General features: G+C 55.4%; 30 protein-coding genes and 2 pseudogenes. 22 read left to right on the forward strand and 10 right to left on the reverse strand.

What is annotated here, in order from left to right; genetic code table 11:
• The first annotated feature begins 14 nt into the window (after positions 1-14).
• The 5 genes and pseudogenes from AC3IYG_RS10695 (at position 15) to AC3IYG_RS10715 (ending at position 3,479) form a co-directional block, all read left to right on the forward strand.
• Positions 15-461 (forward strand): phage infection protein, encoded by a 447-nt coding sequence (locus AC3IYG_RS10695; RefSeq protein ID WP_489332187.1) that lies wholly within the window; start codon positions 15-17, stop codon positions 459-461.
• 153 nt (positions 462-614) lie between these two features.
• Positions 615-1,865 (forward strand): cytochrome c biogenesis protein DipZ, encoded by a 1,251-nt coding sequence (locus AC3IYG_RS10700; protein WP_489313892.1) that lies wholly within the window; start codon positions 615-617, stop codon positions 1,863-1,865.
• Positions 1,855-2,055 (forward strand): YbdD/YjiX family protein, encoded by a 201-nt coding sequence (locus AC3IYG_RS10705; RefSeq protein ID WP_489313712.1) that lies wholly within the window; start codon positions 1,855-1,857, stop codon positions 2,053-2,055. Before AC3IYG_RS10700 ends, AC3IYG_RS10705 begins: the two co-directional genes overlap by 11 nt.
• 159 nt (positions 2,056-2,214) lie before the next feature.
• A pseudogene (locus AC3IYG_RS10710) lies at positions 2,215-2,520 on the forward strand (group II intron maturase-specific domain-containing protein); the annotation flags it as partial.
• Positions 2,521-2,636: 116 nt separating this feature from the next.
• Entirely contained in the window at positions 2,637-3,479 is an 843-nt protein-coding gene (locus tag AC3IYG_RS10715; protein ID WP_489313713.1) for a cupin domain-containing protein, read from the forward strand.
• A gap of 192 nt (positions 3,480-3,671) precedes the next feature.
• Here the strand turns inward: AC3IYG_RS10715 and AC3IYG_RS10720 are convergent, their stop codons facing one another.
• Positions 3,672-4,181, reverse strand: a complete 510-nt coding sequence (locus tag AC3IYG_RS10720; protein ID WP_489313714.1) for a YkgB family protein — start codon at positions 4,179-4,181, stop codon at positions 3,672-3,674.
• A 340-nt stretch (positions 4,182-4,521) separates the two neighbouring features.
• On the opposite strand from AC3IYG_RS10720, the pseudogene AC3IYG_RS10725 reads away from it, so the two are divergent.
• Positions 4,522-4,677 (forward strand): annotated as a pseudogene (locus tag AC3IYG_RS10725) (transposase); the annotation flags it as partial.
• 546 nt (positions 4,678-5,223) lie between these two features.
• Here the strand turns inward: AC3IYG_RS10725 and AC3IYG_RS10730 are convergent.
• From AC3IYG_RS10730 to AC3IYG_RS10740, 3 genes are all read right to left on the reverse strand, one after another.
• Entirely contained in the window at positions 5,224-5,490 is a 267-nt protein-coding gene (locus tag AC3IYG_RS10730) for a hypothetical protein (RefSeq protein WP_489313715.1), read from the reverse strand.
• Complete coding sequence (locus AC3IYG_RS10735; RefSeq protein ID WP_489313716.1) at positions 5,487-5,795, reverse strand: hypothetical protein; 309 nt, start codon at positions 5,793-5,795, stop codon at positions 5,487-5,489. Before AC3IYG_RS10735 ends, AC3IYG_RS10730 begins: the two co-directional genes overlap by 4 nt.
• Positions 5,796-6,121: 326 nt before the next feature.
• Positions 6,122-6,310 carry a hypothetical protein gene (locus AC3IYG_RS10740; RefSeq protein WP_489313717.1) on the reverse strand — a complete coding sequence of 63 codons (189 nt, stop codon included), beginning with the start codon at positions 6,308-6,310 and terminating at the stop codon, positions 6,122-6,124.
• 485 nt (positions 6,311-6,795) lie between these two features.
• Here AC3IYG_RS10740 and AC3IYG_RS10745 point away from each other — a divergent pair, with 485 nt between their 5' ends.
• From AC3IYG_RS10745 to AC3IYG_RS10780, 8 genes are all read left to right on the forward strand, one after another.
• Positions 6,796-8,073 carry a phage/plasmid replication protein, II/X family gene (locus tag AC3IYG_RS10745; RefSeq protein ID WP_489313718.1) on the forward strand — a complete coding sequence of 426 codons (1,278 nt, stop codon included), beginning with the start codon at positions 6,796-6,798 and terminating at the stop codon, positions 8,071-8,073.
• Positions 8,074-8,120: 47 nt separating this feature from the next.
• Positions 8,121-8,462 carry a hypothetical protein gene (locus AC3IYG_RS10750; RefSeq protein ID WP_489313719.1) on the forward strand — a complete coding sequence of 114 codons (342 nt, stop codon included), beginning with the start codon at positions 8,121-8,123 and terminating at the stop codon, positions 8,460-8,462.
• Positions 8,463-8,476: 14 nt separating this feature from the next.
• Positions 8,477-8,641, forward strand: coding sequence for a hypothetical protein (locus AC3IYG_RS10755; protein WP_489313720.1), 165 nt, complete (start codon positions 8,477-8,479; stop codon positions 8,639-8,641).
• The gene (locus tag AC3IYG_RS10760; RefSeq protein ID WP_489313721.1) at positions 8,641-8,916 is read left to right on the forward strand and encodes a hypothetical protein; all 276 of its coding nucleotides are present in this window, start codon (positions 8,641-8,643) and stop codon (positions 8,914-8,916) included. Before AC3IYG_RS10755 ends, AC3IYG_RS10760 begins: the two co-directional genes overlap by 1 nt.
• Before the next feature lie 3 nt (positions 8,917-8,919).
• Positions 8,920-9,138, forward strand: coding sequence for a hypothetical protein (locus AC3IYG_RS10765; RefSeq protein ID WP_489313722.1), 219 nt, complete (start codon positions 8,920-8,922; stop codon positions 9,136-9,138).
• Positions 9,139-9,232: 94 nt separating this feature from the next.
• On the forward strand, positions 9,233-10,606 hold the full coding sequence (locus AC3IYG_RS10770) for a hypothetical protein (protein WP_489313723.1): 1,374 nt from the start codon (positions 9,233-9,235) through the stop codon (positions 10,604-10,606).
• Between the two features lie 7 nt (positions 10,607-10,613).
• Positions 10,614-10,916 carry a hypothetical protein gene (locus AC3IYG_RS10775; RefSeq protein ID WP_489313724.1) on the forward strand — a complete coding sequence of 101 codons (303 nt, stop codon included), beginning with the start codon at positions 10,614-10,616 and terminating at the stop codon, positions 10,914-10,916.
• Positions 10,917-10,919: 3 nt separating this feature from the next.
• Positions 10,920-12,200 (forward strand): zonular occludens toxin domain-containing protein, encoded by a 1,281-nt coding sequence (locus AC3IYG_RS10780; protein WP_489313725.1) that lies wholly within the window; start codon positions 10,920-10,922, stop codon positions 12,198-12,200.
• A gap of 395 nt (positions 12,201-12,595) precedes the next feature.
• On the opposite strand, the gene AC3IYG_RS10785 is transcribed toward AC3IYG_RS10780, so the two are convergent.
• From AC3IYG_RS10785 to AC3IYG_RS10795, 3 genes are all read right to left on the reverse strand, one after another.
• Positions 12,596-12,862 carry a hypothetical protein gene (locus tag AC3IYG_RS10785; RefSeq protein ID WP_489313715.1) on the reverse strand — a complete coding sequence of 89 codons (267 nt, stop codon included), beginning with the start codon at positions 12,860-12,862 and terminating at the stop codon, positions 12,596-12,598.
• Positions 12,859-13,167: a hypothetical protein gene (locus AC3IYG_RS10790; protein ID WP_489313716.1), complete on the reverse strand. Its 309-nt coding sequence runs from the start codon at positions 13,165-13,167 to the stop codon at positions 12,859-12,861. The genes AC3IYG_RS10785 and AC3IYG_RS10790 overlap by 4 nt, the downstream gene beginning before the upstream one ends.
• A 326-nt stretch (positions 13,168-13,493) precedes the next feature.
• Entirely contained in the window at positions 13,494-13,682 is a 189-nt protein-coding gene (locus tag AC3IYG_RS10795; RefSeq protein ID WP_489313717.1) for a hypothetical protein, read from the reverse strand.
• 485 nt (positions 13,683-14,167) lie between these two features.
• On the opposite strand from AC3IYG_RS10795, the gene AC3IYG_RS10800 reads away from it, so the two are divergent.
• The 8 genes from AC3IYG_RS10800 (at position 14,168) to AC3IYG_RS10835 (ending at position 19,572) form a co-directional block, all read left to right on the forward strand.
• Entirely contained in the window at positions 14,168-15,445 is a 1,278-nt protein-coding gene (locus tag AC3IYG_RS10800) for a phage/plasmid replication protein, II/X family (protein WP_489313718.1), read from the forward strand.
• A gap of 47 nt (positions 15,446-15,492) precedes the next feature.
• Positions 15,493-15,834: a hypothetical protein gene (locus AC3IYG_RS10805; RefSeq protein ID WP_489313719.1), complete on the forward strand. Its 342-nt coding sequence runs from the start codon at positions 15,493-15,495 to the stop codon at positions 15,832-15,834.
• A gap of 14 nt (positions 15,835-15,848) precedes the next feature.
• Positions 15,849-16,013, forward strand: a complete 165-nt coding sequence (locus tag AC3IYG_RS10810; protein ID WP_489313720.1) for a hypothetical protein — start codon at positions 15,849-15,851, stop codon at positions 16,011-16,013.
• Complete coding sequence (locus tag AC3IYG_RS10815) at positions 16,013-16,288, forward strand: hypothetical protein (RefSeq protein ID WP_489313721.1); 276 nt, start codon at positions 16,013-16,015, stop codon at positions 16,286-16,288. Before AC3IYG_RS10810 ends, AC3IYG_RS10815 begins: the two co-directional genes overlap by 1 nt.
• 3 nt (positions 16,289-16,291) lie before the next feature.
• Positions 16,292-16,510, forward strand: a complete 219-nt coding sequence (locus AC3IYG_RS10820) for a hypothetical protein (protein ID WP_489313722.1) — start codon at positions 16,292-16,294, stop codon at positions 16,508-16,510.
• A gap of 94 nt (positions 16,511-16,604) precedes the next feature.
• Positions 16,605-17,978, forward strand: coding sequence for a hypothetical protein (locus AC3IYG_RS10825; RefSeq protein WP_489313723.1), 1,374 nt, complete (start codon positions 16,605-16,607; stop codon positions 17,976-17,978).
• Positions 17,979-17,985: 7 nt separating this feature from the next.
• The gene (locus tag AC3IYG_RS10830; protein ID WP_489313724.1) at positions 17,986-18,288 is read left to right on the forward strand and encodes a hypothetical protein; all 303 of its coding nucleotides are present in this window, start codon (positions 17,986-17,988) and stop codon (positions 18,286-18,288) included.
• A 3-nt stretch (positions 18,289-18,291) separates the two neighbouring features.
• Positions 18,292-19,572: a zonular occludens toxin domain-containing protein gene (locus tag AC3IYG_RS10835; protein ID WP_489313725.1), complete on the forward strand. Its 1,281-nt coding sequence runs from the start codon at positions 18,292-18,294 to the stop codon at positions 19,570-19,572.
• A 395-nt stretch (positions 19,573-19,967) separates the two neighbouring features.
• Here the strand turns inward: AC3IYG_RS10835 and AC3IYG_RS10840 are convergent, their stop codons facing one another.
• The 3 genes from AC3IYG_RS10840 to AC3IYG_RS10850 all read right to left on the reverse strand — a co-directional run bounded on the left by AC3IYG_RS10840 (position 19,968) and on the right by AC3IYG_RS10850 (position 21,054).
• On the reverse strand, positions 19,968-20,234 hold the full coding sequence (locus AC3IYG_RS10840; protein WP_489313715.1) for a hypothetical protein: 267 nt from the start codon (positions 20,232-20,234) through the stop codon (positions 19,968-19,970).
• Entirely contained in the window at positions 20,231-20,539 is a 309-nt protein-coding gene (locus tag AC3IYG_RS10845) for a hypothetical protein (protein WP_489313716.1), read from the reverse strand. Before AC3IYG_RS10845 ends, AC3IYG_RS10840 begins: the two co-directional genes overlap by 4 nt.
• Before the next feature lie 326 nt (positions 20,540-20,865).
• On the reverse strand, positions 20,866-21,054 hold the full coding sequence (locus tag AC3IYG_RS10850) for a hypothetical protein (protein ID WP_489313717.1): 189 nt from the start codon (positions 21,052-21,054) through the stop codon (positions 20,866-20,868).
• Positions 21,055-21,202: the final 148 nt, after the last annotated feature.

Genomic DNA, 21,202 nt, shown 5'->3' on the forward strand with positions numbered 1-21,202 from the left:
CCGAGGAAATCACCATGAAAAAACTCCATAGCTGTTTCACCGCACTGTTTTTTGTTCTGGCCGGCGCGGCAAGCCATGCAGGCGCTGCGTCTGCCAAGCGCCTGGACGCAAATCCGGAAAGCTGTTTCCAGCTCACGTGCGGCAAGTCCGAGATCAGCCATCACCTGGCTGAGGGCGGCGGCGATCGCACCTTCCTGCGTGTAGCCGAAGGCGGTGCTGATCGTACTTTCCAGCGTGTAGCCGAAGGCGGCGCTGATCGCACCTTCCAACGCGTTGCCGAAGGCGGCGCTGATCGCACCTTCCAACGCGTTGCCGAGGGCGGCGCTGATCGTACCTTCCAACGCGTTGCCGAGGGCGGCGCTGATCGTACCTTCCAACGCGTTGCCGAGGGCGGCGCTGATCGCACCTTCCAACGCATTGCCGAAGGCGGCGCTGATCGTACCTTCCAGCGTATTGCGTGAAAGTCGCGCTGCTGCAACCCACGGCCTGGGCCGAGGTGATTTGCGCGGCGGCCAATAAAGCTGAATACCAAGAATACCGGGGTAGGTCCGCTTTCCGCGGGCCTGGTTTCCGATCCCCGTCTATCTGCTTTAACTCCCTGCAGGTGAACCATGATGCTCTTAATTGCCTTTCTGGGCGGGATCGTGACCGTCCTCAGCCCGTGCATACTGCCGGTCATACCGTTTCTCTTCGCCCGTGCGGACCGTTCGTTTCGCTCTGTACTGCTGACCCTGACTGGCATGACGCTGACCTTTGCCGTGGTCTCGACCCTCGCAGTCGCCAGCAGCGGCTGGATCATTCAGGCCAGCGTTTTAGGTCGCCAGATAGCGCTGGTTGTACTGGCGCTGTTTGCGCTTTCGATGCTCTCGAGCAGGGTAGGGGCGTGGTTGACGCGACCTTTCGTCGCCCTCGGTAACCGGCTCGACCAATCAGGCCGCGCGATGAGCGGATCGGCGGCCTCGGCAATGCTGGGGGTCGCCACCGGCTTGTTATGGGCGCCCTGTGCAGGCCCGATTCTGGGCCTGATTCTGACCTCAGCCATGTTGCAAGGCGCCAACGTGAACACCGGCGTGTTGCTGCTGACCTATGGCGCCGGCGCGGCCCTGGCTTTGGGTACGTTGATATTTGCCAGCAGCCGGCTGTTGAACCGCTTGAAGCGCTCGCTGGCCGTGACGTACTGGTTTCGCCGTGCTGCTGGGGCTTCGATGCTGGCGACAGTTGCGGTCATCGCCAGCGGTGTGGATGAGCAGTTGCTGTCACGCTTCACTTCGAGCGGTGCCTACCAGGTCGAATCGGGCATTCTCGACTTGCTACCGCAAGCCGCTTCGTCGATCACCGATGGCCTGATCAGCAAGGCCAACGCCGAGCCTTTGCTCGACCTGAAAAGTGAAGGGCTCATGCCGTCTCTGAACGGCGCAGTGCAGTGGCTGAACGCCGAGCCTTTGACCAGTGAATCGCTGCGCGGCAAGGTAGTGCTTGTCGATTTCTGGGCTTTCGACTGCATCAACTGCAAACGCAGCATGCCCCATGTGAATGAGTGGGCGAAGAAGTACGCCAAGGATGGTCTGGTGGTGATTGGCGTGCACACTCCTGAATATGGCTTCGAGAAAGTCATCGACAGCGTGCGGGCTGAAGTCGACAAGCGAGATATCCACTACCCGGTGGCCATCGACAACGACTACCGGATCTGGACAGCGTTCCAGAATCGCTACTGGCCGGCGCACTACTTCATCGACGCCCAGGGAGAGATTCGCTTCACCCACTTCGGCGAAGGTCGCTATGAGCACCAGGAAAAAGTCATCCAGCAATTGCTCAAGGAAGCGAAGGACACTGCCCAGTCCCCGAGGACTGCGAATGGTCAATAACCTGAGTCGCCTTGGTAAGTACCTGAGCCAGGCAGCCCGCCTGATGGTAGGCGTTCCGGACTACGACAACTACGTCCAGCACATGGGCAACAAACACCCGGATCAGCCGGTGATGAGCCATAAGGAGTTCTTCCGTGAGCGCCAGGAGGCGCGCTACGGCAAGGGCAAGGGCACCGTGCGCTGCTGTTGAACGAACCCTTGATTGCTCTCTGGCGCCACCCATTTCGGTGGCGTTTTTTTGTGCGCCCAGCATGGGCGCAATCTTGTGGGTGAAAGTCCCACCGTGAGTTGACCACAGCGAACGAAGTGAAGCGCAACTGCACAAGGGTGACCGAGTGTGGGGAGGAAGCGTGGAGCGGGCGGTCGTAGCCTGCAACAGATCGTCGCTGGCCTGCGGCCTTATATTCCGGGTTGGAACGCCTACTTTGGGCTGTCGCAAACCCCAAAAGTCTGGCGGGAGCTGGACGAATGGATACGACACCGCCTACGAGCGATCCAACTCACGCACTGGAAGCGTGGACCGACGATCTATCGGGAGTTGCGAACCCTGGGAGCGAGTCAGCAGATCGCGCAGAAAGTGGCAGGCAACTCTCGCCGCTGGTGGCGCAACAGCCATATGGAACTGAACCGCGTGCTGACTATTGCGTGGTTCGACAGCTTCCTGGCAGGCAGGGAAACGGTCTTCAAAGCCCTAGGGCAAGATCATGAAAATGAGCGCAATTCGACCGGTGATATGATGCGGATTCTCTACATCTTGCCATGAGACGCCATATGGACCGCTTGTCTACCTTGTTGTCACAGTTCAGCGTCCGCGCAAATCTGTTTCACAGTGGCAAGTTTTGCGGCATGGCGTCATACGATGGCGCTGACCAGCGGGGTCATATTCACCTGCTGCAGGCAGGTCGCCTCACTTTACAGGGCTCCGATGGGAGCGATTTCCTGCTTAGCCGGCCCAGTCTGATTTTTCTGCCACGCCCAAGCCGGCATCAACTAATCGCAAGTGAGCCCGAGGGGGCTCAATTACTGTGTGCCTCGATGGAGTTCGATGGTGGTGTCGGTAACCCATTGTCCGCTTCATTACCCGATCTTCTGGTGCTGCCCCTGGATGAGCTGCCGCTGCTGGCCGATACACTGAGTTGGCTGTTCGGTGAGGCGGCAGCCGGACATTGTGGCCGGCAGGCAGTGCTCGATCGGTTGTTCGAGCTACTGATTATATTGCTGCTCCGGCATCTCCTCGACCACCAGGAGTTGAGTACCGGAATGATGGCCGGACTGGCCGATTCGCGGCTGGCGCGCTCTCTGGTACAGATGCACGACGCACCGCATCGTGCCTGGTCAGTCGCAGAGCTGGCGAGCGAGTCGAACATGTCGCGCGCCGCCTATGCCGCGCATTTCCGAGCCGTTATAGGTCAGACTCCTGCGGATTATCTTCTGAGTTGGCGTATCAGCCTGGCGCAGAAACGCCTGCGTGAAGGGCGGCCGATTACGCTGATCGCCGACGAGGTAGGTTATGAAAGCCCCTCAGCGCTTGCTCGTGCGTTTCGCCGCAAGACGGGCTGCAGTCCACGGGACTGGATGAAATCCCAAGAAGTGGAGAGGGCAGAACTCTCTTGATATCGCCCATCTGCCCTGGATCGCGACAGCATGCTCCCGCATATATGCACCCTGTCGATGGTCGGCTCAGCCCGTTTGCCGGCGCTGCTGATTGCCTTTTTTGCTGTGGTGAGCGGGTTTTGAATCGCAGATGGGAAAGTGGCCTGAAAACATCGGACTGGTTCAGGCCATCCCTGGCGGAAGATTTTCAGTTCAGCGGGTTTCCATCTCGGTTAGAGAATGGCCCGCCACGAATATGGAAGCGGCAAGCAATCCTATGTCTTTGAGGAGGAATTGGCCCGGAGCAACCGTAATGGCTGGGAAGCCGAGGCCGGGTTCGATCACGCCTGGTGTCGAGAACATAAAGCTCAGCGTAGTGAGGAACAGTCCGGCAGACAAAGCTCCACCAATTAATGAAAGCTTTGGCGATAGCAGTCGGCCTGCAATAAGAGCGCCGATCGAGATCTCCAGAACTCCGAGCAGGCTAGAGAAGATATCCACGCTGAAGATCTCATAAACCCATCCCAGTAGTGGGCTGTTGCTCACAAGTGGAACCAATCCCTGTGCCTCATAATGCGTGAATTTCATGCCGCCGAACCAGAAGTATATGATTGCAAGAGCAAAATAAGCACCGTAGGTTCCAATCGCCATGGTTTTAACGCCGAGCGACAATTTGTTTAATGAGCTGTTGATGCTATGACCGTCAATGTTCAAGGCTTTCATTGTTAGACTTCCTGTGGTTTGGCTAAAGGGTTTATTGGCGAAGCTGGGGAATACCGCTGCTGTGCGACTAGTTGATTAGTTGATTAGTTGATTAGTTGATTAGTTGATTCTGAAAATATTTAAATGGCTGATGAGTTATCTCCTGAGAACCCACGCGGTGTACGTTGGGCTTGGAGATATTGTTGCCGCTGACTTCATTCTCTTGGGTTCTGAAAGTACAGAATTCAATGCAGATCGTCTAAAGCCACTGGCACTTCTTGAAAGTGGGGCAGTTTCCCCGAATCGCCTCTAGTTTCGTAGACACCTTCAAGCCTTAAACTGAGGCCCATCAGGAGGTGCCATGAGCAACCAGCGTTACCCCGAAGAATTCAAGATCGAAGCGGTCAAGCAAGTGACCGAACGTGGCCTACCTGTCGCCGAGGTAGCCGCTCGATTAGGCATGTCCATGCACAGCACGTATGCCTGGATCAAGCGCTACAGCAAGGCTCAGGAACGATGCGCTTGGAAGGACTGCGTTCGCAGGCGGGTTGAGACGATCAAGGGCCGGCAGATGGGTTGTCAGTGCTACAGCCAGCAGCACACAAGGGTTAAGACATCGTTTGCCTACTGCACGGACGTGGTTCAGAACGGGCGTTTCGATCCGACTATTGAAGATCGCGGCGCGGAACAGCCGCAGTTACAAGGGCCGCTGTGTTCCTGCTGGCCGGCCTTGTGGTCGTCGCCCTCACCTAAGGCTTCGCATAATGGAAAACGTTACGTTCAGTCGGGTCGGGATAATCGCGTAAGCTCCCGGCGCGATTTAATGTAACGTCGATTATGCGATGCCACTCGATATCCCAGCCCATCTAATCCGCGACGCACAGCTCTACGCGCCCTCAAGGGATGCCCTGGACGCTGTTTGCCATGTCTTGTCGGATTACCCTCGGCTTGTTGCTGAAACGCGTCAGATGCGTTCCAGGCTCGCGCAGCTCGATAGAGAATCTTTCGACCTCGATGCGCGTTTGCAAGCCTTGCAGGAAGCCTGCAAGGCTGTTCTCGATCTCTAGTCTCTGAAACGGTCTAGGACTTCTTGATATCGGGCTGCAACGGTCGGATACCGTTGGTGTTCGGCGACTAGCTTTGCCAGCCCCAGGGTGATTGCTGAAATCTCTAAACGGCTCAGCGTTATTGTTTTCAGACCTTCCAGCTTTTTTCGATCACGGTAGGCCTTCTGCTTTTCCGCAGCCGATAACGCGTTACCGGATTTCGGACGTCCGCGTTTTGGCGTTTCCAGCATATCCGGCGTGGCCTGATCTATTGGATCTTTCATTGTCCGATCACCCACTCGAAAGCATCACAGAGCCATCCCAAATCTTCCTTGGATACGCCAGCCATTACCGCCACGGCGTCAACGAAGCCACGGAGTTCGTAAGCTTGGGCCTCGCCTTCTTCCATCGAAAGATGAAGCCCGAAGTAACGTTTTTGCAGCTTCTCTAGCTCGTGCACTTCGAAGTGACCAGCAGGAAGAAATTCAAGCAGATCGAGCCAGTAAGCATCGGCCCGAACGTGGAATCCCTTACCTGCTTTAGCTGCAAGTGCGGTGTTGTAATGGTGCTGGTTGTCGATCATGGGCATGGCTGGAACTCCGTTTCGTTGTCTGTGATGTAATTATAGTCACGCGTTACCAATAATACAAAGATTATGTAACGCGTTACCATAAATACCGACGAACGGTCGCCAGGCGCAAATTTCAACCCAACCCCTCCACTGTTCAACACGGGGTAGCCCTTGGGCGCAGGGGCTTGCCCCTGATCCAGCGGAGCGAGGATGCCTCTAGGCGTGCGGATACAGCATCACGTCGTTTGGGGTAGCGCAGCGAGGGGGAACCCCTGCCAAGTCGCACGAATGTGCAGCGCAGGTGCCTCTAATCGTTCTGGTCGCCTCGGTGGCAACCATCCCGGCTAATTGCTTTTTGGCTTTTCTTCTTCCTGGCAGTAGATGCCGATGTACTCTTTTTTTCCCTTTTTGGCGTGTTCTTCGCCGAATAGGTCGCCTGCTTTTTGGCACTCATCGGCAGTAGCGTATGGCCCCATCTCTACTGCTGGCACGTCTGTCGCGGCTATAACGATGTAAAGAATCCAGCTCGTCATTTTGACTTCCATCTCGGTGGCGAACGGCTGGATAGGAAGCGGAGACAGCTTTTCAGCTTTCCGCCCTGGGCGCGCAGCGTTCAGGGTCCACCATCTCTAATGGTGGACTCTTGTGACATGGTGACACTTTGGGGCTCTCGGCATGGCTCTACCGGGGCTCTAGCGTCAGCTCGCCTGATTCGCTTACTTCGATGTAAGCAACTGATTTTTCTAATAAAAAATGCGCTAGCTCGCTATCCCTTAGCGGTTGCTTGCCCTGTTTTATTAGTAACTTATTGATATCTATGCATTTTTTCCGCAAGAGCTCTTGCTCTGCGGTTGTCAATCTAAGAGTTGCTGGCATCGAGCCACCACCTTTCATCGGCCGTCTCCAAAAAGTGTACGTGCATGCATGTTACTTGTGTTGACGCATGCGTGTGGACGCGTATACATTTCGCTCAAATGTTATTTGCATGCATGCATGCAAATGGTCAGGGAAGCGATAAATGTTAGACCGACTTCACCTTTTCATCCCCTTCCGCATTCCATGCGTTTCCCGACTTGAGTCGGGCGATCCGCATTTCTATGTGGATTTGGAAAGCTTAGGTGTACCGCTCCAAGGGCAGGTTAGTCGGGACGATGAAGGTCAGTTGCAGGCCGACTACCTGCGTCACCCGTGGGAGTCGCTTTCGACCGGGTTCACGCCGATGGCGTTTAAGGTTTTCCACCAGACGCTAGGCAAGCGCCTTGATCCCGGCATCGAGCTAAAGGCCAGCCCGGCCAAGCTTCTTCAGGGGCATAACGTATTCGGCCCGACCAGCATCCGCTTGGGTGCTGAGGTGATGCTCAAGTGGCTGGCTGGCAGCTATCCGAAGCTGTTTGCGCTGCTCGATATCCCTGAAACGGTCGTTTACGGCATGGACTGCACTTACAGCAGCCGCCTGGACGACGAGCGCACGGCCTATCAGGTGATTGACGCGCTGACCAACGTCAGCAACGGCCAGACCAAAAGCCGGGGCGATAACTATTCCAGCTCGGCCTATTTCGGCTCCAAGAAGACCCGCCTTAAGCGCCTCAAGGCGTACCTCAAGCACCTTGAGTATCAGAACCAGCTCGACGAAATGAAGCGGGCAGGGCGGCACAACCTCGGCATTCGCCGGGCGTTGAAAGTCATGTCTGACCCGCGACTGATCGAGTGGACCAAGTACTTGTTGCGGATGGAGGCCACCGTGCTTCACCGCTGGATGAGTCGCCGGAACATCCCCACCAAATTGGGGGCGCTTTGTGACTATCAGGAAGAACTGGAAAGTCAGGGTCGTTGCCTGATTCAAGAATGTTGGAAGGAAGTGACAAAGGACCTATTCGCGGCCTTTGGAGGTGTGGAAATGAAAGTGATCAATGACGACAAAGTCTACGAAGCGCTGCTCGAAAAATTCACCAAGCCGGGCAAAGGTCGCTTCACCAAAGAGCGTGTAGAGGCGGGTGTGGTGGTGCCTTCGATCTACGTCGAAGGTAACCCATCGACGGCGTATGCCAAGTCTCTTTTCCGCACCTATCTGAGCATCAAGGACTACGGCTGGCAGCATACCAAAGAGCTCGGCCCTCGGAATTTTTACCGCCACGTTGGCGACCTCTGCGAAGTGGGTCTTTCTAAGGCTGCACTGCAAAAACTCAACGAAAACGACCGCAAGTCGAACGTGGTCCCGCTTCTGCGTTTCGTGACCGTCGATTTCTGCGCACAGCGCCCTGACTGGTACGTCGAACCGACGCCAGAGGCCGCATAAACCAGTTTTTAACCGGGCATTAGCCCAACATCCGAGAGGCAACTGAAATGGCAAATCCTGGAATTGTTCACGGCGTACTGGAAGGCATCAAAGAGACCGGTTATGGCGGTGTTGAGCTTTCCCTCCAAGTGCAAGGCGCCGATCGTAAAGGCCGCCCGACCACCAGTTATGTCGATGCTCGTATCGACAAATTTGAAGTTGAAAAGGGCCTGCACAACGCCTTCCGCCCGTTCCTGGGCAAAGAGGTTTTTGTGCCGGTTCTCTTTGGTTTTTACCAGAAAGAGAAGGGCGCAACGGCCTATGACCAAGTAGACGTCACCGGCGTACCGCTTCGCTTGCAGGCTGCTGCGCCTGTGCCTGCCGCTGCTCCGGCTGCAGTCCGGGCTTAAGGGGAGGGTGGGCCGTGCTGATTCTCGACCGTGTTCTGTGCAACTGCTGCGGCGACGACATGGGCCAACTGTACAGCCAGCCGGCCCCGCAACCCGACGCCCTGGAAGACCATTCCACGCCGCCATTTTTCGCCGTCTGCCCGAACTGCCGGGCTGATGAAGAACAGGAAGCTGCCTAATGGCCGTCTGCGTTGAGCTTGCCGGAACCACGCTGGAGGTCGTGGGCGAATTCACCGAGGCCTGTGCTGGCTTCGCGCTGATGAACGCCCAGGAGTACCAGCAAGTCCCGACGCTTGTCACGCTGTTCGCACAACCCGATTCAGATGCAGTCCGCGCCGCCTTCATGGCCGGGTTGTCTCTGCCCCTGATTCTCTGGCTTACCGCCTGGGGATTTGGCGCTGTCGTCAACTGGATTAACGACCGCCAACAAACTCTCGAAACCTTTGAGGATTGAACTATGCAATTCAAAAAACTGTTCACGCTGAACGCTATTGCTGTTGCAACTGTTGCCGCTGTTGCGACCCCGAGTGCGTTTGCTGCGCTTGATTTCACCGCGATCACCACTGCGATCGACGCTACCACCATCGTCACCGCGATCGCCGCGATCGCTGCCATCAAGATCCTGCCGGGTGTCGCGAAATGGGGCTTCGGCAAAGTTATCGGTTGGTTCCGCTGATCGTTCCTGCTGTATCGGGGGCCTCTTAGGAGGCCCTTTTCCTTGGAGTGCTCGAAATGCTTATTGAATTCGCGATATTCGCCTGGGGGACTGTATGCGCCGTCGCAATTATTGTTGGCTTCTCGGCCTCCTGATCCTGTCGTCTCAGTCCTGGGCGGTCGATTACTATTGGACTAACTCATATGGCGCGCAAACCACTCTTAAGTTTGTAACTCCAGAGGCGGCGTGCGACGACTTTTATCCGCGTTATGTCACTCAAAATAGTCCTGGGAGTGCGCCATTTTCTTATGTTTCAACTAACTTTATTTCGACCGTGCAATACCGTTGTACTTTTACTAATAAATACGGCGTTCAATATGCGTACGTCAGTCGTGCCGGGGCTACGTGCGCCGCTGGCAGCACCTATAACGTGTCCACTGGTAAGTGTGATTGCGCGTCCGGCCAGGTTAGTAACGCAACTACCGGCGCGTGTGAAGATACTAATATGTGCTCTTCTCTTGCGGGTACTGAACGCTCATTTGTTAAAGCGGGCAGTATTGGCGATGGCTTTGCATCCTTAAGCGGAAAGCGAATAACCACCATTCGTTCTGGATGTTTTAGCGGTTGTGCCGCCGAATTAATTGACGTGCGCTGCACTGGCAAAATTGTTGGCACTGGTGGGTCTTATAATTGCAAGCTCGCTGGTATCTTCGCGGGCACCGAATGCGACTCATCAAACGGCGTAGGCCCAGCGGCTTCGACCGATCCAGCCCCGGTGCCCAAGACCGACACGGAGACCAAGCCTTGTATTTATACGACTAATGCAGATGGCTCTCAAACCTGCCAATCAACTTCTACAATCAGTAAAGAAGGCATGTATTGCGGCACTGTGAATGGTGCAGAGGTGTGTGCTTATAAAGACCCATCCCTCAATGATGCCAAGGTTAAAACCGACGTTAATACCGTCACGAATCCGGATGGCTCAACGACTACAACTAAAACCGATACTGCTACGGTTACCACATGTACGGGTTTTAACTCTTGCTCCGTATCTGTGACGACTAATACAACGGTGTCCGGTAAAGATTCCACCGGGAATTCAACCGGTTCGACTTCTACTTGTACTGGTGCAAGTTGTGCAAGCAACACTAATCCGGACGGCGATGGCGATGGCTTGGGTGATTGCACTGATGAGGATTGCGGCGGCGGCGAGGGTGGAGGAGGGGATTGGTATGAGCCCGGCGAAGATACTTATATATCGGTTCTCCAAGCCTATCAGGGCCGCGTTTCTAACTTACCGATTATGGATAAAGTTGGCGGCTTTTTGACCGTCAATGCCGCTGGCTCATGCCCGGTTTACAGCGTCAATGTTTGGGTTTTTGACTTACAGCTCGATCAGTGGTGCGGCTCTAATGTGCCATGGGAGTTGATCAAGGCGGTTGTTATCGCTATCGCTGCCTTCCTGGCTTTCCGTATCGCGTTCTTGTGAGGTTTCTATGTGGCCTAAATGGTTGACCCTCGACTTCTACAAGGGGCTTTGGGATGACTTCATGCAGTACCTCGACGATCTGCCCATTCGGGTGCTCAAGGGCATTTTGGAAGCGGTGGCCACGATCCTCGAAGATCTGCCGACTCCTGAGTTCCTCGACAGTTACAGTCTGTCGGCTGTGCTCGCGCCGGTCATGCCGCATATCGGTTATTTCCTCGCCCAATCCGGGCTCAACACGGCGGTTAGCTTGATCGTCAGCGCTGTGATTTTCCGCCTGTCGCGCAAGGCAATCACTCTCGGGAGGTGGTAACCCATGGCAATCGAGTATCACGAAGGCTTGCCAGGGGCCGGCAAGACTTACGAAGCGGTGGTTTATCACATCATTCCGGCGCTCAAGGCGCGCCGCACGGTGGTCACAAACATCCGCGGGATGAACTGCGAGAAGCTGGCCGAGCTAACTGGGCAGCCGCTGGAAATGATCAAGCTGTTGATCATCAACGTCGAGCCGGCTGAGCAGGACAGTGCCGAAGGCGAGGTGCAGCGTTGCATCAATGAGATGTGCAACCAGACCCCGGATAACGCGCTGATCGTATGGGATGAGATTCAGGACTATTTCCCTAGCGGTGCTAACAAGCTGCCGCTCAACCAGCAAAAGTTCTGGACGGAACACCGGCACCGGGGCCTCGATATTATCGTCATGGGTCAGGATCGGTCCGATGTTCACAAGCTGATCCGTAACCGCATCCGCACGGTGATCTACTTCCTCAAGCTGGAAGCGATCGGCAAGGCCAACAGCTACAAGTGGGAGGTCTATCAGAAGCAGAAATTCGGCAAGTTCGTCAAAACCCTGTCCGGATCTCGCGACTACGATTCGAGGTACTTCGGCACCTACATGAGCCACCGTCGCGAAGGCACGCGCAGCACGGTTTACACCACGTCCCGGACCAACATGCTGGCCAACACCAAGGGTCTAACCCTGGGCGTGCCGCTGGCCTTTCTGGCGGCGTGCTTCGCTGTTTACCACCTCTATGGATTCTTCCATCCGCAGTCGGCTACGGGCTCGATGCAGGCCGTCCAGGCCGAACCGCAGGTTCAGGAGCTCAAGCCTAATGCGCTGGTTAATCCACCGCCTGAAGCAATTGCACCGACTCAGGTGCAGGCTCAGCAGCAAGTCGCCCAGGGTGACGGTGAGCAGCAGCGGATTGCTATCGATTATCTGGACAAGCTCGCCCAGGTGCATCAGCTCCGCTCTATGGGCTATATGTGGAGCGAGAAGCCGGGTAAGGAATTGTCCGGTTATGTCGAGTTTCTCGATGAGTCGTACCACCAAAAAGAGAAAATGTTGCTCAGTGAAGTGCAGGCCCTGGGTTGGAAAGTCACCCGCAAGGATTACGGCTTGCTGCTGGAGAAGCAGGGCCTCGCGTACGTCGCCCGCGCTTGGCCCATCGACTTGTATGGCCGCGTCGATCAAAAAACCGTAACCAGCCTGGGCGGGTCGGAGACGCAGTCCCGATCTGCCCAGGCTGGGGGCTCTGCCGGAACCCGCGTTACCGTGGTCGAAGACTCCAGCCGCTTGCCGAGAACGCTGCAATGAATCCCTGGTGGGCGTTTCCGCTGGCATTCCTGCTAGGCCAGCTGGTGGCCGGTCTGCACTGGTTGCACCTATTGGGCGATCTCTAGGCTTCGCATAATGGAAAACGTTACGTTCAGTCGGGTCGGGATAATCGCGTAAGCTCCCGGCGCGATTTAATGTAACGTCGATTATGCGATGCCACTCGATATCCCAGCCCATCTAATCCGCGACGCACAGCTCTACGCGCCCTCAAGGGATGCCCTGGACGCTGTTTGCCATGTCTTGTCGGATTACCCTCGGCTTGTTGCTGAAACGCGTCAGATGCGTTCCAGGCTCGCGCAGCTCGATAGAGAATCTTTCGACCTCGATGCGCGTTTGCAAGCCTTGCAGGAAGCCTGCAAGGCTGTTCTCGATCTCTAGTCTCTGAAACGGTCTAGGACTTCTTGATATCGGGCTGCAACGGTCGGATACCGTTGGTGTTCGGCGACTAGCTTTGCCAGCCCCAGGGTGATTGCTGAAATCTCTAAACGGCTCAGCGTTATTGTTTTCAGACCTTCCAGCTTTTTTCGATCACGGTAGGCCTTCTGCTTTTCCGCAGCCGATAACGCGTTACCGGATTTCGGACGTCCGCGTTTTGGCGTTTCCAGCATATCCGGCGTGGCCTGATCTATTGGATCTTTCATTGTCCGATCACCCACTCGAAAGCATCACAGAGCCATCCCAAATCTTCCTTGGATACGCCAGCCATTACCGCCACGGCGTCAACGAAGCCACGGAGTTCGTAAGCTTGGGCCTCGCCTTCTTCCATCGAAAGATGAAGCCCGAAGTAACGTTTTTGCAGCTTCTCTAGCTCGTGCACTTCGAAGTGACCAGCAGGAAGAAATTCAAGCAGATCGAGCCAGTAAGCATCGGCCCGAACGTGGAATCCCTTACCTGCTTTAGCTGCAAGTGCGGTGTTGTAATGGTGCTGGTTGTCGATCATGGGCATGGCTGGAACTCCGTTTCGTTGTCTGTGATGTAATTATAGTCACGCGTTACCAATAATACAAAGATTATGTAACGCGTTACCATAAATACCGACGAACGGTCGCCAGGCGCAAATTTCAACCCAACCCCTCCACTGTTCAACACGGGGTAGCCCTTGGGCGCAGGGGCTTGCCCCTGATCCAGCGGAGCGAGGATGCCTCTAGGCGTGCGGATACAGCATCACGTCGTTTGGGGTAGCGCAGCGAGGGGGAACCCCTGCCAAGTCGCACGAATGTGCAGCGCAGGTGCCTCTAATCGTTCTGGTCGCCTCGGTGGCAACCATCCCGGCTAATTGCTTTTTGGCTTTTCTTCTTCCTGGCAGTAGATGCCGATGTACTCTTTTTTTCCCTTTTTGGCGTGTTCTTCGCCGAATAGGTCGCCTGCTTTTTGGCACTCATCGGCAGTAGCGTATGGCCCCATCTCTACTGCTGGCACGTCTGTCGCGGCTATAACGATGTAAAGAATCCAGCTCGTCATTTTGACTTCCATCTCGGTGGCGAACGGCTGGATAGGAAGCGGAGACAGCTTTTCAGCTTTCCGCCCTGGGCGCGCAGCGTTCAGGGTCCACCATCTCTAATGGTGGACTCTTGTGACATGGTGACACTTTGGGGCTCTCGGCATGGCTCTACCGGGGCTCTAGCGTCAGCTCGCCTGATTCGCTTACTTCGATGTAAGCAACTGATTTTTCTAATAAAAAATGCGCTAGCTCGCTATCCCTTAGCGGTTGCTTGCCCTGTTTTATTAGTAACTTATTGATATCTATGCATTTTTTCCGCAAGAGCTCTTGCTCTGCGGTTGTCAATCTAAGAGTTGCTGGCATCGAGCCACCACCTTTCATCGGCCGTCTCCAAAAAGTGTACGTGCATGCATGTTACTTGTGTTGACGCATGCGTGTGGACGCGTATACATTTCGCTCAAATGTTATTTGCATGCATGCATGCAAATGGTCAGGGAAGCGATAAATGTTAGACCGACTTCACCTTTTCATCCCCTTCCGCATTCCATGCGTTTCCCGACTTGAGTCGGGCGATCCGCATTTCTATGTGGATTTGGAAAGCTTAGGTGTACCGCTCCAAGGGCAGGTTAGTCGGGACGATGAAGGTCAGTTGCAGGCCGACTACCTGCGTCACCCGTGGGAGTCGCTTTCGACCGGGTTCACGCCGATGGCGTTTAAGGTTTTCCACCAGACGCTAGGCAAGCGCCTTGATCCCGGCATCGAGCTAAAGGCCAGCCCGGCCAAGCTTCTTCAGGGGCATAACGTATTCGGCCCGACCAGCATCCGCTTGGGTGCTGAGGTGATGCTCAAGTGGCTGGCTGGCAGCTATCCGAAGCTGTTTGCGCTGCTCGATATCCCTGAAACGGTCGTTTACGGCATGGACTGCACTTACAGCAGCCGCCTGGACGACGAGCGCACGGCCTATCAGGTGATTGACGCGCTGACCAACGTCAGCAACGGCCAGACCAAAAGCCGGGGCGATAACTATTCCAGCTCGGCCTATTTCGGCTCCAAGAAGACCCGCCTTAAGCGCCTCAAGGCGTACCTCAAGCACCTTGAGTATCAGAACCAGCTCGACGAAATGAAGCGGGCAGGGCGGCACAACCTCGGCATTCGCCGGGCGTTGAAAGTCATGTCTGACCCGCGACTGATCGAGTGGACCAAGTACTTGTTGCGGATGGAGGCCACCGTGCTTCACCGCTGGATGAGTCGCCGGAACATCCCCACCAAATTGGGGGCGCTTTGTGACTATCAGGAAGAACTGGAAAGTCAGGGTCGTTGCCTGATTCAAGAATGTTGGAAGGAAGTGACAAAGGACCTATTCGCGGCCTTTGGAGGTGTGGAAATGAAAGTGATCAATGACGACAAAGTCTACGAAGCGCTGCTCGAAAAATTCACCAAGCCGGGCAAAGGTCGCTTCACCAAAGAGCGTGTAGAGGCGGGTGTGGTGGTGCCTTCGATCTACGTCGAAGGTAACCCATCGACGGCGTATGCCAAGTCTCTTTTCCGCACCTATCTGAGCATCAAGGACTACGGCTGGCAGCATACCAAAGAGCTCGGCCCTCGGAATTTTTACCGCCACGTTGGCGACCTCTGCGAAGTGGGTCTTTCTAAGGCTGCACTGCAAAAACTCAACGAAAACGACCGCAAGTCGAACGTGGTCCCGCTTCTGCGTTTCGTGACCGTCGATTTCTGCGCACAGCGCCCTGACTGGTACGTCGAACCGACGCCAGAGGCCGCATAAACCAGTTTTTAACCGGGCATTAGCCCAACATCCGAGAGGCAACTGAAATGGCAAATCCTGGAATTGTTCACGGCGTACTGGAAGGCATCAAAGAGACCGGTTATGGCGGTGTTGAGCTTTCCCTCCAAGTGCAAGGCGCCGATCGTAAAGGCCGCCCGACCACCAGTTATGTCGATGCTCGTATCGACAAATTTGAAGTTGAAAAGGGCCTGCACAACGCCTTCCGCCCGTTCCTGGGCAAAGAGGTTTTTGTGCCGGTTCTCTTTGGTTTTTACCAGAAAGAGAAGGGCGCAACGGCCTATGACCAAGTAGACGTCACCGGCGTACCGCTTCGCTTGCAGGCTGCTGCGCCTGTGCCTGCCGCTGCTCCGGCTGCAGTCCGGGCTTAAGGGGAGGGTGGGCCGTGCTGATTCTCGACCGTGTTCTGTGCAACTGCTGCGGCGACGACATGGGCCAACTGTACAGCCAGCCGGCCCCGCAACCCGACGCCCTGGAAGACCATTCCACGCCGCCATTTTTCGCCGTCTGCCCGAACTGCCGGGCTGATGAAGAACAGGAAGCTGCCTAATGGCCGTCTGCGTTGAGCTTGCCGGAACCACGCTGGAGGTCGTGGGCGAATTCACCGAGGCCTGTGCTGGCTTCGCGCTGATGAACGCCCAGGAGTACCAGCAAGTCCCGACGCTTGTCACGCTGTTCGCACAACCCGATTCAGATGCAGTCCGCGCCGCCTTCATGGCCGGGTTGTCTCTGCCCCTGATTCTCTGGCTTACCGCCTGGGGATTTGGCGCTGTCGTCAACTGGATTAACGACCGCCAACAAACTCTCGAAACCTTTGAGGATTGAACTATGCAATTCAAAAAACTGTTCACGCTGAACGCTATTGCTGTTGCAACTGTTGCCGCTGTTGCGACCCCGAGTGCGTTTGCTGCGCTTGATTTCACCGCGATCACCACTGCGATCGACGCTACCACCATCGTCACCGCGATCGCCGCGATCGCTGCCATCAAGATCCTGCCGGGTGTCGCGAAATGGGGCTTCGGCAAAGTTATCGGTTGGTTCCGCTGATCGTTCCTGCTGTATCGGGGGCCTCTTAGGAGGCCCTTTTCCTTGGAGTGCTCGAAATGCTTATTGAATTCGCGATATTCGCCTGGGGGACTGTATGCGCCGTCGCAATTATTGTTGGCTTCTCGGCCTCCTGATCCTGTCGTCTCAGTCCTGGGCGGTCGATTACTATTGGACTAACTCATATGGCGCGCAAACCACTCTTAAGTTTGTAACTCCAGAGGCGGCGTGCGACGACTTTTATCCGCGTTATGTCACTCAAAATAGTCCTGGGAGTGCGCCATTTTCTTATGTTTCAACTAACTTTATTTCGACCGTGCAATACCGTTGTACTTTTACTAATAAATACGGCGTTCAATATGCGTACGTCAGTCGTGCCGGGGCTACGTGCGCCGCTGGCAGCACCTATAACGTGTCCACTGGTAAGTGTGATTGCGCGTCCGGCCAGGTTAGTAACGCAACTACCGGCGCGTGTGAAGATACTAATATGTGCTCTTCTCTTGCGGGTACTGAACGCTCATTTGTTAAAGCGGGCAGTATTGGCGATGGCTTTGCATCCTTAAGCGGAAAGCGAATAACCACCATTCGTTCTGGATGTTTTAGCGGTTGTGCCGCCGAATTAATTGACGTGCGCTGCACTGGCAAAATTGTTGGCACTGGTGGGTCTTATAATTGCAAGCTCGCTGGTATCTTCGCGGGCACCGAATGCGACTCATCAAACGGCGTAGGCCCAGCGGCTTCGACCGATCCAGCCCCGGTGCCCAAGACCGACACGGAGACCAAGCCTTGTATTTATACGACTAATGCAGATGGCTCTCAAACCTGCCAATCAACTTCTACAATCAGTAAAGAAGGCATGTATTGCGGCACTGTGAATGGTGCAGAGGTGTGTGCTTATAAAGACCCATCCCTCAATGATGCCAAGGTTAAAACCGACGTTAATACCGTCACGAATCCGGATGGCTCAACGACTACAACTAAAACCGATACTGCTACGGTTACCACATGTACGGGTTTTAACTCTTGCTCCGTATCTGTGACGACTAATACAACGGTGTCCGGTAAAGATTCCACCGGGAATTCAACCGGTTCGACTTCTACTTGTACTGGTGCAAGTTGTGCAAGCAACACTAATCCGGACGGCGATGGCGATGGCTTGGGTGATTGCACTGATGAGGATTGCGGCGGCGGCGAGGGTGGAGGAGGGGATTGGTATGAGCCCGGCGAAGATACTTATATATCGGTTCTCCAAGCCTATCAGGGCCGCGTTTCTAACTTACCGATTATGGATAAAGTTGGCGGCTTTTTGACCGTCAATGCCGCTGGCTCATGCCCGGTTTACAGCGTCAATGTTTGGGTTTTTGACTTACAGCTCGATCAGTGGTGCGGCTCTAATGTGCCATGGGAGTTGATCAAGGCGGTTGTTATCGCTATCGCTGCCTTCCTGGCTTTCCGTATCGCGTTCTTGTGAGGTTTCTATGTGGCCTAAATGGTTGACCCTCGACTTCTACAAGGGGCTTTGGGATGACTTCATGCAGTACCTCGACGATCTGCCCATTCGGGTGCTCAAGGGCATTTTGGAAGCGGTGGCCACGATCCTCGAAGATCTGCCGACTCCTGAGTTCCTCGACAGTTACAGTCTGTCGGCTGTGCTCGCGCCGGTCATGCCGCATATCGGTTATTTCCTCGCCCAATCCGGGCTCAACACGGCGGTTAGCTTGATCGTCAGCGCTGTGATTTTCCGCCTGTCGCGCAAGGCAATCACTCTCGGGAGGTGGTAACCCATGGCAATCGAGTATCACGAAGGCTTGCCAGGGGCCGGCAAGACTTACGAAGCGGTGGTTTATCACATCATTCCGGCGCTCAAGGCGCGCCGCACGGTGGTCACAAACATCCGCGGGATGAACTGCGAGAAGCTGGCCGAGCTAACTGGGCAGCCGCTGGAAATGATCAAGCTGTTGATCATCAACGTCGAGCCGGCTGAGCAGGACAGTGCCGAAGGCGAGGTGCAGCGTTGCATCAATGAGATGTGCAACCAGACCCCGGATAACGCGCTGATCGTATGGGATGAGATTCAGGACTATTTCCCTAGCGGTGCTAACAAGCTGCCGCTCAACCAGCAAAAGTTCTGGACGGAACACCGGCACCGGGGCCTCGATATTATCGTCATGGGTCAGGATCGGTCCGATGTTCACAAGCTGATCCGTAACCGCATCCGCACGGTGATCTACTTCCTCAAGCTGGAAGCGATCGGCAAGGCCAACAGCTACAAGTGGGAGGTCTATCAGAAGCAGAAATTCGGCAAGTTCGTCAAAACCCTGTCCGGATCTCGCGACTACGATTCGAGGTACTTCGGCACCTACATGAGCCACCGTCGCGAAGGCACGCGCAGCACGGTTTACACCACGTCCCGGACCAACATGCTGGCCAACACCAAGGGTCTAACCCTGGGCGTGCCGCTGGCCTTTCTGGCGGCGTGCTTCGCTGTTTACCACCTCTATGGATTCTTCCATCCGCAGTCGGCTACGGGCTCGATGCAGGCCGTCCAGGCCGAACCGCAGGTTCAGGAGCTCAAGCCTAATGCGCTGGTTAATCCACCGCCTGAAGCAATTGCACCGACTCAGGTGCAGGCTCAGCAGCAAGTCGCCCAGGGTGACGGTGAGCAGCAGCGGATTGCTATCGATTATCTGGACAAGCTCGCCCAGGTGCATCAGCTCCGCTCTATGGGCTATATGTGGAGCGAGAAGCCGGGTAAGGAATTGTCCGGTTATGTCGAGTTTCTCGATGAGTCGTACCACCAAAAAGAGAAAATGTTGCTCAGTGAAGTGCAGGCCCTGGGTTGGAAAGTCACCCGCAAGGATTACGGCTTGCTGCTGGAGAAGCAGGGCCTCGCGTACGTCGCCCGCGCTTGGCCCATCGACTTGTATGGCCGCGTCGATCAAAAAACCGTAACCAGCCTGGGCGGGTCGGAGACGCAGTCCCGATCTGCCCAGGCTGGGGGCTCTGCCGGAACCCGCGTTACCGTGGTCGAAGACTCCAGCCGCTTGCCGAGAACGCTGCAATGAATCCCTGGTGGGCGTTTCCGCTGGCATTCCTGCTAGGCCAGCTGGTGGCCGGTCTGCACTGGTTGCACCTATTGGGCGATCTCTAGGCTTCGCATAATGGAAAACGTTACGTTCAGTCGGGTCGGGATAATCGCGTAAGCTCCCGGCGCGATTTAATGTAACGTCGATTATGCGATGCCACTCGATATCCCAGCCCATCTAATCCGCGACGCACAGCTCTACGCGCCCTCAAGGGATGCCCTGGACGCTGTTTGCCATGTCTTGTCGGATTACCCTCGGCTTGTTGCTGAAACGCGTCAGATGCGTTCCAGGCTCGCGCAGCTCGATAGAGAATCTTTCGACCTCGATGCGCGTTTGCAAGCCTTGCAGGAAGCCTGCAAGGCTGTTCTCGATCTCTAGTCTCTGAAACGGTCTAGGACTTCTTGATATCGGGCTGCAACGGTCGGATACCGTTGGTGTTCGGCGACTAGCTTTGCCAGCCCCAGGGTGATTGCTGAAATCTCTAAACGGCTCAGCGTTATTGTTTTCAGACCTTCCAGCTTTTTTCGATCACGGTAGGCCTTCTGCTTTTCCGCAGCCGATAACGCGTTACCGGATTTCGGACGTCCGCGTTTTGGCGTTTCCAGCATATCCGGCGTGGCCTGATCTATTGGATCTTTCATTGTCCGATCACCCACTCGAAAGCATCACAGAGCCATCCCAAATCTTCCTTGGATACGCCAGCCATTACCGCCACGGCGTCAACGAAGCCACGGAGTTCGTAAGCTTGGGCCTCGCCTTCTTCCATCGAAAGATGAAGCCCGAAGTAACGTTTTTGCAGCTTCTCTAGCTCGTGCACTTCGAAGTGACCAGCAGGAAGAAATTCAAGCAGATCGAGCCAGTAAGCATCGGCCCGAACGTGGAATCCCTTACCTGCTTTAGCTGCAAGTGCGGTGTTGTAATGGTGCTGGTTGTCGATCATGGGCATGGCTGGAACTCCGTTTCGTTGTCTGTGATGTAATTATAGTCACGCGTTACCAATAATACAAAGATTATGTAACGCGTTACCATAAATACCGACGAACGGTCGCCAGGCGCAAATTTCAACCCAACCCCTCCACTGTTCAACACGGGGTAGCCCTTGGGCGCAGGGGCTTGCCCCTGATCCAGCGGAGCGAGGATGCCTCTAGGCGTGCGGATACAGCATCACGTCGTTTGGGGTAGCGCAGCGAGGGGGAACCCCTGCCAAGTCGCACGAATGTGCAGCGCAGGTGCCTCTAATCGTTCTGGTCGCCTCGGTGGCAACCATCCCGGCTAATTGCTTTTTGGCTTTTCTTCTTCCTGGCAGTAGATGCCGATGTACTCTTTTTTTCCCTTTTTGGCGTGTTCTTCGCCGAATAGGTCGCCTGCTTTTTGGCACTCATCGGCAGTAGCGTATGGCCCCATCTCTACTGCTGGCACGTCTGTCGCGGCTATAACGATGTAAAGAATCCAGCTCGTCATTTTGACTTCCATCTCGGTGGCGAACGGCTGGATAGGAAGCGGAGACAGCTTTTCAGCTTTCCGCCCTGGGCGCGCAGCGTTCAGGGTCCACCATCTCTAATGGTGGACTCTTGTGACATGGTGACACTTTGGGGCTCTCGGCATGGCT

The sequence above is a fragment of the Pseudomonas sp. KH_027 genome (assembly GCF_057838565.1).

Coding starts and splice junctions, on each gene's coding strand:
- AC3IYG_RS10740 (WP_489313717.1), bottom strand. CDS start 6,310: ATGACGAGCTGGATTCTTTACATCGTTATAGCCGCGACAGACGTGCCA.
- AC3IYG_RS10750 (WP_489313719.1), top strand. CDS start 8,121: ATGGCAAATCCTGGAATTGTTCACGGCGTACTGGAAGGCATCAAAGAG.
- AC3IYG_RS10720 (WP_489313714.1), bottom strand. CDS start 4,181: ATGAAAGCCTTGAACATTGACGGTCATAGCATCAACAGCTCATTAAAC.
- AC3IYG_RS10845 (WP_489313716.1), bottom strand. CDS start 20,539: ATGCCCATGATCGACAACCAGCACCATTACAACACCGCACTTGCAGCT.
- AC3IYG_RS10735 (WP_489313716.1), bottom strand. CDS start 5,795: ATGCCCATGATCGACAACCAGCACCATTACAACACCGCACTTGCAGCT.
- AC3IYG_RS10790 (WP_489313716.1), bottom strand. CDS start 13,167: ATGCCCATGATCGACAACCAGCACCATTACAACACCGCACTTGCAGCT.
- AC3IYG_RS10800 (WP_489313718.1), top strand. CDS start 14,168: ATGTTAGACCGACTTCACCTTTTCATCCCCTTCCGCATTCCATGCGTT.
- AC3IYG_RS10780 (WP_489313725.1), top strand. CDS start 10,920: ATGGCAATCGAGTATCACGAAGGCTTGCCAGGGGCCGGCAAGACTTAC.
- AC3IYG_RS10770 (WP_489313723.1), top strand. CDS start 9,233: ATGCGCCGTCGCAATTATTGTTGGCTTCTCGGCCTCCTGATCCTGTCG.
- AC3IYG_RS10825 (WP_489313723.1), top strand. CDS start 16,605: ATGCGCCGTCGCAATTATTGTTGGCTTCTCGGCCTCCTGATCCTGTCG.
- AC3IYG_RS10700 (WP_489313892.1), top strand. CDS start 615: ATGCTCTTAATTGCCTTTCTGGGCGGGATCGTGACCGTCCTCAGCCCG.
- AC3IYG_RS10840 (WP_489313715.1), bottom strand. CDS start 20,234: ATGAAAGATCCAATAGATCAGGCCACGCCGGATATGCTGGAAACGCCA.
- AC3IYG_RS10715 (WP_489313713.1), top strand. CDS start 2,637: ATGGACCGCTTGTCTACCTTGTTGTCACAGTTCAGCGTCCGCGCAAAT.
- AC3IYG_RS10830 (WP_489313724.1), top strand. CDS start 17,986: ATGTGGCCTAAATGGTTGACCCTCGACTTCTACAAGGGGCTTTGGGAT.
- AC3IYG_RS10760 (WP_489313721.1), top strand. CDS start 8,641: ATGGCCGTCTGCGTTGAGCTTGCCGGAACCACGCTGGAGGTCGTGGGC.
- AC3IYG_RS10815 (WP_489313721.1), top strand. CDS start 16,013: ATGGCCGTCTGCGTTGAGCTTGCCGGAACCACGCTGGAGGTCGTGGGC.
- AC3IYG_RS10795 (WP_489313717.1), bottom strand. CDS start 13,682: ATGACGAGCTGGATTCTTTACATCGTTATAGCCGCGACAGACGTGCCA.
- AC3IYG_RS10820 (WP_489313722.1), top strand. CDS start 16,292: ATGCAATTCAAAAAACTGTTCACGCTGAACGCTATTGCTGTTGCAACT.
- AC3IYG_RS10850 (WP_489313717.1), bottom strand. CDS start 21,054: ATGACGAGCTGGATTCTTTACATCGTTATAGCCGCGACAGACGTGCCA.
- AC3IYG_RS10765 (WP_489313722.1), top strand. CDS start 8,920: ATGCAATTCAAAAAACTGTTCACGCTGAACGCTATTGCTGTTGCAACT.
- AC3IYG_RS10730 (WP_489313715.1), bottom strand. CDS start 5,490: ATGAAAGATCCAATAGATCAGGCCACGCCGGATATGCTGGAAACGCCA.
- AC3IYG_RS10835 (WP_489313725.1), top strand. CDS start 18,292: ATGGCAATCGAGTATCACGAAGGCTTGCCAGGGGCCGGCAAGACTTAC.
- AC3IYG_RS10785 (WP_489313715.1), bottom strand. CDS start 12,862: ATGAAAGATCCAATAGATCAGGCCACGCCGGATATGCTGGAAACGCCA.
- AC3IYG_RS10695 (WP_489332187.1), top strand. CDS start 15: ATGAAAAAACTCCATAGCTGTTTCACCGCACTGTTTTTTGTTCTGGCC.
- AC3IYG_RS10705 (WP_489313712.1), top strand. CDS start 1,855: ATGGTCAATAACCTGAGTCGCCTTGGTAAGTACCTGAGCCAGGCAGCC.
- AC3IYG_RS10745 (WP_489313718.1), top strand. CDS start 6,796: ATGTTAGACCGACTTCACCTTTTCATCCCCTTCCGCATTCCATGCGTT.
- AC3IYG_RS10805 (WP_489313719.1), top strand. CDS start 15,493: ATGGCAAATCCTGGAATTGTTCACGGCGTACTGGAAGGCATCAAAGAG.
- AC3IYG_RS10775 (WP_489313724.1), top strand. CDS start 10,614: ATGTGGCCTAAATGGTTGACCCTCGACTTCTACAAGGGGCTTTGGGAT.